Raw genomic sequence first — 12,958 nt, 5'->3', positions numbered from 1 at the left:
ATGGAGTGCCTAACTTTTCACACCGTTTATTCGGATTTTTGTTGATTCCAATAGATACTAAAAAAGCTTGGAATATAAAATTTCCAAACCTTTTTTGCTTTCTAAATACTAAAATCACCAATATCATTATGAAAAGTTTTTGTCTGAGAATGAACTTTTACAGTATAGACTTCAAAAGACAGAATGACTGGATTCTGATGATTTAATTCTTTTTGATAAATATTTAAACGATCTTCAATAAGCTTGAAATCTTCAATCATCTCAACGCTAAAAACACCTTTTAATAATAGGCTTTCACGACCTGATTCACTGTAGCAGCAGATATTTCCTTTATTATTTCGCCCGATATTATCTACTGTTTGGCCACTTCCGTCAACGTAAAACTTTAAACTATGAAAACTGGCCCTCACAATAGGTTTAGATACAACAATTGTGTTGGGAAATCCATTTCTATCATTTGTAGTAAGTAAAAATGATTCACTTAAATCTAGCAATTCCTTTGCATGTTCGATCACCTTTTTATCCACAATGTATCTCCTCCCTATTTCCTTATTAATATACCATGAAGTTTAAATAAAAAATAGAGATTTCAAATAAAAAAGAAAAATTCAAGTGCATTCTAACAGACTATATCCAAAATAAAGAAAGAACCCTTGAATAATCAAGGGTTCTTAGAACTGTCTTATTTAACAGCATCTTTCAACGCTTTACCTGGTTTGAACGCAGGTACTTTACTTGCAGCGATTTGAATTTCTTTACCAGTTTGTGGGTTACGTCCTTTACGAGCAGCGCGTTCGCGTACTTCAAAGTTACCAAAACCGATTAATTGAACTTTTTCACCTTTAGCAAGAGATTCTTGGATTGTTGAAAATACAGCATCCACTGCTGCAGTTGCGTCTTTTTTAGTTAAACCAGTTGAAGATGCAACGTTTTCGATTAATTCTGCTTTATTTGCCATGGATTATTTCACCTCCTCAACAAGGGATAGGATATCTAATAGATACCTTAAATACGCTTATTTTTGAGTGGTCCAAAAACGACGTATAAATATTGAATTGGTTCAATATTCTGTTATCACGATATCATAGGAAGCTTGTAATAGCAAGGTTTTTGATGCTTTTTAACCACTTTTTTCTAAAAATGTCATTTTTTTTTATAACTTGAAGAATTTATTTGTACATTTGAAAAAAGTGTGGTAAAATGCGCTATTTACGCCTTCTTGGAATAATTTTAATTGGTGTTCCTTCAAAAGTAAAAGCTTTACGAATTTGATTTTCTAAAAATCTTGCATAAGAAAAATGCATTAATTCTTCCTCATTTACGAAAATAACAAATGTTGGGGGTTTAATCGCTACTTGTGTCGCATAAAATACTTTCAAACGTTTACCTTTGTCTGTTGGCGTTGGGTTGATCGCGATCGCATCCATTACTACATCATTTAATAATGCTGAAGGAATTCGTAAATTTTGATTCATGCTGACTGTTTCAATCAAGTCAGGTAATTTATTTAAGCGTTGTTTTGTCAGAGCTGAAACAAAAATAATTGGTGCATAATCTAAATATTGGAACTCATCACGAATTTCTTCTTCAAAATCACGCATAGTATTCGTTTCTTTTTCAACAGTATCCCACTTATTAACGACGATAATAATACCTCGTCCTGCCTCATGAGCGTATCCAGCAACTTTCTTATCTTGCTCCCGAATACCTTCTTCTGCGTTTAACACCATTAGAACAATGTCTGAGCGCTCAATAGCACGCATTGCACGCATTACACTATATTTTTCTGTACTTTCGTAGACCTTCCCACGTTTGCGCATTCCCGCAGTATCAATCATTAAGAATTTTTGACCATCTTCTGATTCAAAATACGTATCAATCGCGTCACGTGTTGTACCTTCAATCTCAGAAACAATCACTCGTTCTTCTCCAAGGATCGCATTAATTAATGAAGATTTCCCTACATTCGGGCGACCGATCAAACTAAATTTGATTGTATCTTCATCATCTTCCTCAATTTCAGTCGAAAAGTGTTTCACTGCTTCATCCAGTACATCTCCAAGGCCTAAGCCATGACTTCCCGAAACTGGGAATGGATCACCTAATCCTAAAGAATAAAATTCATAAATTTCATTTCTCATTTCTGGATTGTCTACTTTATTTACAGCTAAAATAACTGGTTTTTTGCTGCGGTACAAAATTTTAGCAACTAATTCATCGGCATCTGTAACACCTTCTCTACCACTAGCGACGAAAATGATTACATCTGCTTCTTCAATTGCGATTTCTGCTTGATACTTAATTTGATCCATAAAAGGCTCGTCACCTAAATCAATTCCACCTGTATCAATAATACTAAATTCGCGTCCTAACCACTCTCCTGTGGTATAAATGCGATCTCTGGTTACTCCTGGTGTGTCCTCTACAATAGAGATTCTTTCACCAGCTATCCGGTTAAAAATTGTCGACTTCCCAACATTTGGGCGACCGACAATTGCAATTGTTGGATTTGCCATTCAAACTACCTCCTTGACAGCTTTCAATCCTTACTAGTTTACCTAAAGCGCGTCTAAGATGCAAGAAAAACTGATAAAATATGTGAAATTAGACACTCAAAATCGTCATTTCTCACAGATATATAAACAACCTACGATTACAGTTATTAAATGACTGCAATCATAGGTCAGTAGAAATCAAATGTTTAATTCTTATTTATTCAACACCATAAGCAATTCGTTTCACATTCATTAAATGATGAGCTGTAATATTATCTGTTGTACTGCTGCCTCCCATGGCGCCACAGCCCAATGTCATTGACGGAGCTAATCCTGTTGTTGCACCAATCGCTCCCAAAGCTCCTAAAGTGTTTACCAAAATACGGGAAGCTCTCATTTCCAAACCAAATTGTTCAGCATTAGCATCTGTCGTTGTATGGATGACTGCTGTGTGACCAGTTCCTTCATTTGCCAGTAGAGCTTTACACGTTGCAATCCCTTGTTCAAATGAGTCAACGGTATAAAGTCCAAGAATTGGTGTTAATTTTTCTCTTGAATATGGATTGTGTGAACTAATTTCCGTTTGTTCAGAAATTAAAATAGTAGTCGTTTCCGGTACATTTAGTCCAACTAATTTTGCTACATCAAAAGCACTTTTTCCAACGATTTCAGGATTCAGAGTACCTGTTTCTCTTAAAATAAATTGACTTATCTTTTGAGATTCTTCTGAATTCATAAAATATGCTTGTTTTTCTTTTAATTCTTTTATGACGGATGCTTTTACTGATGCATCAACAACTAGAGCTTGTTCAGAAGCACAAATTATGCCATTATCAAATGTTTTACTACTTATAACACAGTCAATTGCATGCTTAAGATCTGCTGTTTCATCAATTAAGACAGGAACGTTACCTGGTCCGACACCAATTGCAGGATTTCCTGAACTATAGGCTGCTTGAACCATTGCTTTTCCTCCAGTTGCAAGAATCAACGCAATATTTTCGTGTTTCATTAGTGCACTGGTTGCATCTAATGTTGGATTCTGGATTACTTGAACCAATCCCGAGGGCGCTCCCGCTTCAACAGCAGCTTGTTCAATAATCTCAACAGCTGTTAAAATAGATTTTAAGGCTTTAGGATGTGGCGAAAAAACAATTGCATTTCTAGTTTTTAGTGCAATCAATGATTTAAAAATAGTTGTTGCAGTTGGGTTTGTTGATGGAATTAACCCTGCAACAACACCTAAAGGAATCCCAATTTCTATCATTTTTTTGTCTTCAATTCGATTAATAATTCCTACAGTAGGAACATCCTTAATACTTTGATATACTTGCTCACTAGCAAAAGTATTTTTGATTACCTTATCTGACACTTTCCCAAAACCAGTTTCTTCATTTGCTAATACTGCAAGTTTTTCGGCATTAGCTAGTGTTTGCTGATACACATTTTTAACAATCTTGTCCACTTGTTGTTGAGTAAAAGTTTCATATTCCGCTTGGGCTTGTTTAGCCTTTTCTACCAATACTTCAATTTCTTCTACCTTGATTTTTTCTATCATTTTTTATTCTCCCCTTCCGCTGTATAACGCTTACAAACTAATGTTAATTCATTTAGCCAAATTTGTTAGGGAGATTTTTATGAAAATTATGGACAAAATCTACTTCTTTGAATGTATTTTTTTCACAAATATTCGGTATTGAAAGCGCTGTTTATTAATAGTATGATAGAGTCATAAAGTAATATTCACAAACGACAATAATTATTTATATATATGAAATGGAGGACTTTTTATGTGCCGATTACTAATTGCCAGTAATGACTCAAGTGAACAAAATTTACTTCAACAGACCATCCATGATTCTTTTATGAATATTAAAATTTTACCTTTTGCCAGCACACAAGCGGAAGCATTAATGATTGCCGAAAAATATGTTCCAGAAATTTTGCTAATTGCGATCGATCATTTGGATGTAGATGGTTTTCTTGTTAAACGAGAAATTGTACAACAATTTCCGAATATCAAAGTAATCATTTTAACAGCATGTACTGATTTCCAAAGTGTTCATCAAGCGTTACGATGCAGCGTAATTGATTACTTACTTACACCGATTGACTCTAATGAATTAAAATTTGCCATTGACCGTAGTGTTAAATCTTTAAACCAAGTTTCATTAATGGATGTATTGAACAACAAACCTACAGTTTTGGCAAAAGAACAAATTAATACCATACTTGACTACATACACGATCACTACAATGAAGAAATTAATCTAGCTACTTTAGCAGATATTATGCATCTAAATCGACATTATACTAGTCGCTTTTTTAAAGAAACTGTCGGAATGAACTTTATTGATTATTTGACTACTTATCGGATTGAAAAAGCTAAACAATTGTTAATGAGAACTGAAGAATCCATCACTGAAATTTCTGGTACAGTTGGTTATATCGATTCTACCTATTTCAGTAAGCTATTCAAGAAAAAAGTCGGTCAGTCACCACATCAATTTCGTAAATTATACCAAGGAGCTCACACACCAGCTGATTTAAGAGTAGTTTATCATTAAGTATGAGAAAAAAGTAGCGCATCACATTTTTGTGCCTACGCTACTTTTTTGATTTTCTGGTTTGAACTAAAAAGCGAGATAAAACCATAAATCAGTCTTATCTCGCTTTGAAATATTTATTTATTCAGAATCTGTATCATGATCTTTTAAAGCATCACCTAAAATATCGCCCATTGTAAAACCAGTATTTTCTTCTGGCAATTCATATTCTTGGACATCTTTTGGTTCTTCCTGAGATTCAGGTTTCGCTTCTAATGCTTTAATACTTAAGGCTATACGGTGTTCATCCGGATTAACTTCTAATACTTTCACTTTAACTGCTTCACCTTCTTGTAAGACTTCATGAGGTGTTGCAATATGTTTATGTGAAATTTGAGAAATGTGAACTAAGCCTTCAACACCTGGGAATACTTCAACAAAAGCACCAAAACTAGTTAAGCGTTTTACTGTACCATCAAGAACAGAGCCAACTGCTGCCTTAGTTTCAATATCCTCCCACGGTCCTGCTAAAGTTTCTTTAATTGATAAAGAAACACGTTCTTCGTCAGGATTAATTGATAAGATCTTAACTTTTACATCGTCACCGACAGTCAACACATCACTTGGTTTGCCAACATGTTGATGCGCAATTTCAGAAACGTGAACTAAACCGTCAATACCGCCTAAATCAATAAATGCTCCAAAGTCTGTTAAACGAGCAACTTTACCTTCAACGATATCTCCATCATGAAGTTGAGCAAGAATGTCTTTTTTCTTGGAACTTTTCTCAGCTTCAACGACTGCTTTATGAGACAAAATCAACCGGTTTTCAGATGGTTCAATTTCAATAATTTTAAATGCTAATGTTTGACCTTTGTATTCTGAAAAATCAGCTACAAAATGATCTTCTACCATTGATGCTGGCACAAACCCACGTACACCGACATCAACAACTAAGCCGCCTTTAACTACGTTGGTAACAGGCGCTTCAATAATTTTTCCAGATTGGAAATCTTGTTCGATTTCTTCCCAGATTTTTTTAGCATCCAAACGGCGTTTAGAAAGTAAATAACTGCCATTTTCTTTGTCTTTGCCAATTGATGTGATTACAACTAAATCCAAAGTATCACCGACTTTTACTAGTTCGTTGATATCTTCTACTTGAGTTGTAGATAATTCTTTTGCTGGTACAACACCTTCAACTCCAGCACCTTCAATACCTACAATCACTTGTTTGTCTTCAACAGCAAGCACTTCACCTTTAACGATGTCACCGACGCTTACTTCTTGAAAACTGTTCAATGCAGCTTCCATTGTTTCGTTGTTGTTTTCCACTTGTTTGTCTTCTGTCATGAATACTTATCCTCCTATGCCACCAAAAAATTCGTAAAAACTGACCTACTCCCTTTATAGTAAGGGATTTTATCAAAAAAATAAAGCGATTTCTCTTATTTTCTAGTTTTTCTTCAAAATAAGAAGTACTTTTCTATCTTAAAGACAAATAAAGTGTCATTTCAATTTCTATAAATCGAGTTAGATAGCGTGTAACCATGGGAATTTAGTTGATATTCTTCTGCTGTATAACGGATTCTATAGCTTGAACGACTTCAGTAATGTTCATCCCTGTCGTATCAATTTTAACAGCATCAATTGCTTGTTTTAGCGGTGATACTTCACGTGTTGAATCCAAATAATCACGGTGTTCAATTTCTTTTTTTAATGTTTCAAAATCTGTTTGAATCCCTTTTTCCTGATTTTCTTTGTAACGCCGTTGCGCTCTTTCTTCTACACTTGCAACTAAAAAAATTTTCACTTCTGCATCAGGCAGAACTGCCGTACCAATATCACGTCCGTCCATTACTACTCCGCCAGCTTCACCAATTTTTTGTTGTAATTGCACCAATTTTTCACGAACAAGCGCGTGTTTTGCCACTATTGAAACAGAATTTGTCACATCAGGTTGTCTAATTTCTTTCGTTACTTCCCTATCATCGATAAAAACTAGTTGTTCTGCCTCGGTTTGCTTAAATGAAATAGTATGAGCTAAACATAGTTCAACAAGACCCGACTCATTTTCAAAATCAACATTTTCTTTAATTGCCAAATAAGTCAGCGCTCGATACATAGCTCCTGTGTCACAATAAATATAATTTAATTGCTTAGCTAAAATCTTAGCTACCGTACTTTTCCCAGATGATGCTGGACCATCAATTGCTATACTAATTTTTTTCATAATAAACTCCTTTAGTGACTACATAGTAAAAGAGTCTGGTACAAAACATGATTCGTTTTGCTTCAGACCCCCGATTAACAAGGCAAAGAAGTTAACAGAAGCAACTGTTAACTTTTACCTAATTTATTTAACACGTAAAGATTGACCTGGCTGTAAAACAGAATCTAAGCTTAAACCATTTAATTGCAATAGCTCTTCCGTTGTAATTCCATTTCTTGTCGCAACCTGATTGGGACCTTCGCCGCTAAGTACTTCTGTATAGACCGCTGCTTCGTCAGCTTGAGTAGTTGGCGTAGTTTCCGCTGGTGTTTCAGCTTCTGCAGTTGATTGCTCTTGTGCTTCACTAGACGCAGCAGTTGATTCTGAGCTACTTTCTTTTGTTGAAGATTGAACAACGACAGATGATGAAGGTTGGCTCGCATTTTTATTATCGCTAGAATTATCTCTCATTACATAAAGATAGGTACCTACTGGTAAAGCAATAATCAATAGTAGCAAGATAACTAAAATAGTCAGAAATACCGTATTTCCTTTTTTTTGTTGACGTTTCTCTGAACGGGAACTGCCAGTATCTTTATCAGTATCATAGATTGATTGCTCCCAAGGTTCACGTGCTCCTGATGTTTTTTTCTTATCTCTTTTACTCACGTATTGTTCCTCCTAAAATTCTCTCGTTTGTTATTATACCACAGCTTTTTGTGAACTGCAGTTTAAAAAAAGATTATTTTCATTCTTTAAATAATCTTAGTAAAATGTCCTCCCATTGTTCAGAGATTTCTTTTTCTTCTGGTGATTGTACTATTTGAGCTTGATAATTGTCAAAGAATAAGCCACAGCAGTCACAGCAATTTTTCTGCGTTTTTTTACTAATTTTTTCTGAAAAATAATGCTGAATAAACTCACGACGGCATTTAGCTTCGTTGATATAGTTTAACATACTACTTAACTGTCGATAACGATCTTTCTCTTTTCTTAATAATCTTTGTTCTAATTCTTCAAAAGTATATTCTTTTTCTAGAAAACCCTGAACCCATTTTTGCTGAATTTCATTCAAATTTGTTAAAACTTCTTCTCGGATTTCCGTTTTATCAGTGAATAGTTGATTTAAGACTTCTCGATCTTGACGAGTTTCTGTTTGAAAATAGTAATGAATGGATTCATCCCCTTTTTGATAGAGTAAAATAGCTACGCTTGGCTGTCCATCTCTGCCAGCTCTACCAAATTCTTGGACATAATTTTCCAAACTATCAGGACAATCATAGTGAATAACAAAACGGACATCAGGCTTATCAATTCCCATACCAAAAGCATTTGTTGCACATAAAACATCTAATTGATTCGAAACAAATTGTTGTTGAAGTAAACTTCGTTCATTTGCCGTTAAACCACCATGATAAAACGCCGATTTCAAATCTGTTTGCTCTTTTATTAGACGATCCAGTTTTTCAGCGGTTTTTCTAGTTGCACAATAAATAATTCCTTTATTTTTTAATTGACTTAAATAATTTAACAACTTTGCTGCTTTTTCATCGGTTTTATCCACAATTAATGCTATATTTGGCCGATTCACTGAATAAATAATTTCTTTGATATTTTCACTTTTAGAAAAAACTTGTTGAAGAATGTCTTGTTTTACATCAGCTGTAGCGGTTGCCGTTAATGCCAATGTTAATGGGTTTCCGCATTCTTTTTGAATTTGAGCTAATTTTGTATATTCCGGACGGAAATCTACGCCCCATTGCGAAACACAATGAGCTTCATCCACAACAAATAAAGCAATATTTAAACGAGAAATTTGTTGTCGCACTTCTTTTTGCGTTAACGTTTCCGGACTTATCAATATATACTTGTAACTGCTTAAATTGGCTAAGACGTATTGTTTTTCCATAAATGACAAACTACTATTAAGTGCAATTACACGTGTTTCGCCTTTTTTTTGCAGCTGTATTACTTGATCTTCCATTAGCGATAACAGCGGTGAAACAATCAGGACTGTTCCCACAAGTAATTTCCCCACCATTTGATAGCACAGTGATTTCCCTGTTCCGGTTGGCAAAACAGCTAGTGTATCCTGTTTATTCAAAAGTGCTTGGATAACTTCCTTTTGTCCTGGCTTGAATGTTTGGAATCCAAAATTTTGATATAAAGCTTCTTCCAAAATCATTTGTCCGCTTCTCTTTCTTCTTTAAGTTTTTTTATTTGATACAGCCGAAACTCAAAATAATCAAGTTGTGGCTGTTTTTGTTTTTCTTCCTGATAAATCCAGTTTTGATAGGGAGTTACTAACTTGTTCAAGGAGATCTCACTTTCTTCAGACAAATATTGTTCAAAAGGAAAATCACTAGCTAAGGCTAATTCTAATAGATGATCTTGAACCGTACTCTTTTTTAAATTTCTCTGTTTCGCTAACTCATCTAATGAAAGATTATACTTTAGGTATTGACTCGTTTCATTCATACTTTGATTTTCATTTTGCTTTATATACGGCAGAATAAGCTTTCGTAACAAACTATTTTCTTCCAATGATAAAATAAGTGCTAATAACTGATGCAATGCATCTTTTACAGTTAAAAATCGTTCAAGCTTGTTAAGCTCAGGTTCTAATAATTGAGCAGAAGTTTTACCAATTGTGTGATATCCTGAAAATTGTCGAGCAAAAAAATTGGCTTGTTCTTTTGGTAAAAAAGAAAATATTTGCTGCCATTCTTGTTTTGAAGCTTTAATTAACTGCGCTTTTGGTAATGATCTAAGCAAAGATTTTACTTGTTGTTGGTATAGCGGTGATTGTTCCAGTGGAATATAGTTTTTGTCAGTATAAGATAAATGGGACACAACTTGAACCGTGAATTGCAACAAACGCCAAATAGCTACATCAGTTTTGCCGAAACGGTAATTATCAAGATGTTCATAAAAATAGGATATTTGTCTAAACACCTGTAATCCTTGATCGGTTATTTGGGCTTCACTTCCCCCATCTAATTGGAGTAACTTCTGTTCGAATAATTGATTCAACATCTTATTAAATTGTCTTTCAGTTAGTTCGGGTGTCAATTGAAAAAAGCGTAAATTATCATATAAGAAACCATAGAGTAATACTGACGTTGTCCGCTTGCCTTTTAAAAGATGGTACAAAGTTGATGTTCTTGCCTTGTATCCATGTCCAAATAAAGCTAAAATAAAGTAAGGTTCCATCTCAATACCCCTTTAAGGTTAGAATAGGATGTGTACATATGTTATGTAAAATAATTCCTGAAAAATGCATTGCTTGCGGTTTATGCCAAGTGTATGCACCAGAAATTTTTGATTATAATGATGACGGAATTGTTCTTTTAACAAAAGATCATGAAGCTCTTCAAGAATTTATTCCTGAAAATCAAAAGGATCATGCGTTATTAGCGTACCGCAAATGTCCGGTTCGTGCAATAGAGATTAATGAAAAATAGTTTTTATAACTAAAAAATAGGATAACAAAACAAAGGTTGATCTTTGATTTTGTCATCCTATTTTTTACTCAATTGTATTTAACCACTGAATTAGTTTTTCTGCTACTTCACTTTGTTGTTCATCATTGTTGATTGCAGCAGAGTCGTCACCTTTTTGTTCACCGTAACTGCCAAATCCGGCATGATTTCCGCCTTTTATTTCCTCAAAAACTGTTTGTTTTGGTAAATATTCTTTTGCTTGTTCATAAGCATCCCAGTTTAATACGCCATCATTCGAGCCAGTCAAAGATAAAACCTGACCATTGAAATTTGCTAAACTTCCTTTTTCATCAGGATAACTTGCTAAAAAGAAAACGCCTTTCAAGTTGTCTTGATCTTCGTGAGCAGCAGCAAATCGACTGGCCATAACACCGCCTAGTGAATGTCCACCAATTACATAATCAGTTACTTGATTTGCTTCAATAATTTTTTCTGCTTTATTTTGTCCTAAAACAGCTAAATTAAGCGGCTCTTTCGCTAAATAAACTGTATAGCCAGCATCTGCTACTTTTTGAGCCCAAATGCTGTAACTAGAATTCTCTACTAAAGCACCTTGATAAAATATTAAAGACGGATGATCCTTATCTCCTTCAAAGACTAGTGTATCATTCTTAAGCTCCGCATTTTTTGAAATATCCAGTGCTTGTGTAGTCGGTTGGTAGGTAATCGTCTTTACATAAATAAACCCAACAATTAATAAGCTAATAATGATTCCTAAAGCTATTACTAAAAAACGTGTGCGTTTCTTCTGCATTATGCCCCTCCTTATCAAGTGATAAACAGTATACCATAATTTTATTCTTATCAGCAATTACTTTTCATTAGATAAAAATAAGTCCGAGAGATAACAATAATTGTTATCTCTCGGACTTTAATCTATTTAGGTTGCGTTATTTTGGTATTAAATTGATTTTCTTTTCGAATCAGCCAAGGTAATAATTTGGCATGTAAGACTAAGAAAACAGCACTCACAAGTGCACCTTTAATCAGGTTGAACGGAATTATTCCGATTGCTACATACTTAGCTAAAGACATTCCTAAAAATTCACCAGCTGAAACACCAAATATTTTTAAATACAATGGTGTAACGATAAAGTAGTTTGCCACACTCATAAAGAACGTCAGCGCAAGAATGCCGGTAGTAATACCTAAAACTTTATTCACTAGTTTATGGCTGCCTTGTTTAAAAAAGTAATACATCGGTAATGTAAACGCTATGCTTGCAAAAAATACAGTAACATCTCCAACCAAGTTTTGTGGTGATGCACCCGTCATAAATAAATGCAACACAGATCGGATAAAGGCTGTACTAATACCAGCCAATGGACCAAATAAAAACATACTAAGTAATATCGGAATATCACTAAAGTCAATTTTTAAAAAACTGAATGCCGGTATGACTGGAAACGCCACGAACTGTAGAACCACACCGATTGCCGCTAACATTGCTACACTTACCATTTTTTGTACCTTGTTGTTTCGCATATGAAATCCTCCTGTTTAAGGACCCATCTTCAAACGAACTTTTCCAAATTAAATTTTTCAGTGATTTCTCTTTATTGACTATGAATGAGCTAGTAAAAATGTTCCCTTATATTGACTGATGTTTGACTCAATAAGACTTTTGTCTAATCTATCTTGCATCTTTAAGGGCATTAGCTTTTAGAGATTGATGATATTATGTTACTCTTTTCTTTTGCCACATACTGCTATCATCTACTCTGTTTTCCGACCAATCGTAGCCCTTCAAATCTTAGAGCTTCAGCCCTTAGAATTTGATGTGATCGGAACGAAGTGTAGTGATTCAATATTTGGGTAACTTCGCTCTCTTCGCTCGCCAAGTACTGTTCATCATCTACTCTGTTCTTCGACCAATCGTAGTCCTTCAAATCTTAGAGCTTCAGCTCTTAGAATTTGATGTGATCGGAACGAAGTGTAGTGATTCACAGCAAAAACTCTATTTTCCTGCAGGGAAAATAGAGTAGAGTTATCTTATCTGAAAAATGCCAATTCAAATAAGCCCTATCTTCTTTATCCAGACTTTACTGTCGGTATTGGAATTACACCAATTCAGCCACCTCAAATGAAGTAGGTCGTGGACTATAACCACCGGTCGGGAATTTCACCCTGCCCCTGAAGACGAACCTTTATTAAATTTTTAGTACACAATCATTATACAATGAAAATTTGAAAATGCAATCT

At 34.6% G+C, this 12,958-nt stretch carries 13 protein-coding genes and 1 riboswitch; of the genes, 2 read left to right on the top strand and 11 right to left on the bottom strand.

Features of this window, described 5'->3' with window-relative positions; genetic code table 11:
• Positions 1-101: 101 nt before the first annotated feature.
• The 4 genes from C240_RS02145 to C240_RS02130 all read right to left on the bottom strand — a co-directional run bounded on the left by C240_RS02145 (position 102) and on the right by C240_RS02130 (position 4,053).
• A complete protein-coding gene (locus C240_RS02145; RefSeq protein WP_271490489.1) occupies positions 102-527 on the bottom strand; it encodes a pyridoxamine 5'-phosphate oxidase family protein in 426 nt (141 codons plus the stop codon).
• Between the two features lie 155 nt (positions 528-682).
• A complete protein-coding gene (locus C240_RS02140; protein ID WP_010761417.1) occupies positions 683-958 on the bottom strand; it encodes an HU family DNA-binding protein in 276 nt (91 codons plus the stop codon).
• Positions 959-1,205: 247 nt separating this feature from the next.
• Complete coding sequence (gene der / locus C240_RS02135) at positions 1,206-2,516, bottom strand: ribosome biogenesis GTPase Der (protein WP_271490457.1); 1,311 nt, start codon at positions 2,514-2,516, stop codon at positions 1,206-1,208.
• A 196-nt stretch (positions 2,517-2,712) separates the two neighbouring features.
• Positions 2,713-4,053, bottom strand: a complete 1,341-nt coding sequence (locus C240_RS02130) for an aldehyde dehydrogenase family protein (RefSeq protein ID WP_271490454.1) — start codon at positions 4,051-4,053, stop codon at positions 2,713-2,715.
• Positions 4,054-4,285: 232 nt separating this feature from the next.
• On the opposite strand from C240_RS02130, the gene C240_RS02125 reads away from it, so the two are divergent.
• Complete coding sequence (locus C240_RS02125) at positions 4,286-5,062, top strand: helix-turn-helix domain-containing protein (protein WP_271490451.1); 777 nt, start codon at positions 4,286-4,288, stop codon at positions 5,060-5,062.
• A 120-nt stretch (positions 5,063-5,182) separates the two neighbouring features.
• Here the strand turns inward: C240_RS02125 and rpsA are convergent, their stop codons facing one another.
• From rpsA to C240_RS02100, 5 genes are all read right to left on the bottom strand, one after another.
• A complete protein-coding gene (gene rpsA / locus C240_RS02120; protein ID WP_271490448.1) occupies positions 5,183-6,394 on the bottom strand; it encodes a 30S ribosomal protein S1 in 1,212 nt (403 codons plus the stop codon).
• Positions 6,395-6,599: 205 nt separating this feature from the next.
• Positions 6,600-7,274, bottom strand: coding sequence for a (d)CMP kinase (gene cmk, locus C240_RS02115; RefSeq protein ID WP_271490445.1), 675 nt, complete (start codon positions 7,272-7,274; stop codon positions 6,600-6,602).
• Between the two features lie 123 nt (positions 7,275-7,397).
• The gene (locus tag C240_RS02110) at positions 7,398-7,922 is read right to left on the bottom strand and encodes an SAG1386/EF1546 family surface-associated protein (RefSeq protein WP_271490442.1); all 525 of its coding nucleotides are present in this window, start codon (positions 7,920-7,922) and stop codon (positions 7,398-7,400) included.
• A 79-nt stretch (positions 7,923-8,001) separates the two neighbouring features.
• A complete protein-coding gene (locus tag C240_RS02105; RefSeq protein ID WP_271490439.1) occupies positions 8,002-9,438 on the bottom strand; it encodes a RecQ family ATP-dependent DNA helicase in 1,437 nt (478 codons plus the stop codon).
• Positions 9,435-10,466 carry a helix-turn-helix domain-containing protein gene (locus C240_RS02100; protein WP_271490436.1) on the bottom strand — a complete coding sequence of 344 codons (1,032 nt, stop codon included), beginning with the start codon at positions 10,464-10,466 and terminating at the stop codon, positions 9,435-9,437. Before C240_RS02100 ends, C240_RS02105 begins: the two co-directional genes overlap by 4 nt.
• Before the next feature lie 38 nt (positions 10,467-10,504).
• Between C240_RS02100 and C240_RS02095 the strand changes: the two genes are divergently transcribed.
• Complete coding sequence (locus tag C240_RS02095; protein ID WP_271490433.1) at positions 10,505-10,717, top strand: ferredoxin; 213 nt, start codon at positions 10,505-10,507, stop codon at positions 10,715-10,717.
• A 64-nt stretch (positions 10,718-10,781) separates the two neighbouring features.
• On the opposite strand, the gene C240_RS02090 is transcribed toward C240_RS02095, so the two are convergent.
• Both C240_RS02090 and C240_RS02085 read right to left on the bottom strand, forming a co-directional pair.
• Positions 10,782-11,510: an alpha/beta hydrolase gene (locus C240_RS02090; protein WP_271490430.1), complete on the bottom strand. Its 729-nt coding sequence runs from the start codon at positions 11,508-11,510 to the stop codon at positions 10,782-10,784.
• A gap of 122 nt (positions 11,511-11,632) precedes the next feature.
• Positions 11,633-12,241 (bottom strand): ECF transporter S component, encoded by a 609-nt coding sequence (locus tag C240_RS02085; RefSeq protein ID WP_271490427.1) that lies wholly within the window; start codon positions 12,239-12,241, stop codon positions 11,633-11,635.
• Between the two features lie 535 nt (positions 12,242-12,776).
• Positions 12,777-12,901, bottom strand: a riboswitch (FMN riboswitch).
• Between the last annotated feature and the right edge of the window lie 57 nt (positions 12,902-12,958).

Origin of the sequence: Enterococcus sp. 5H (assembly GCF_028128615.1) — a bacterium.
Lineage (GTDB): Bacteria > Bacillota > Bacilli > Lactobacillales > Enterococcaceae > Enterococcus_L.
This window is presented reverse-complemented; position numbering and strand designations above follow the sequence as displayed.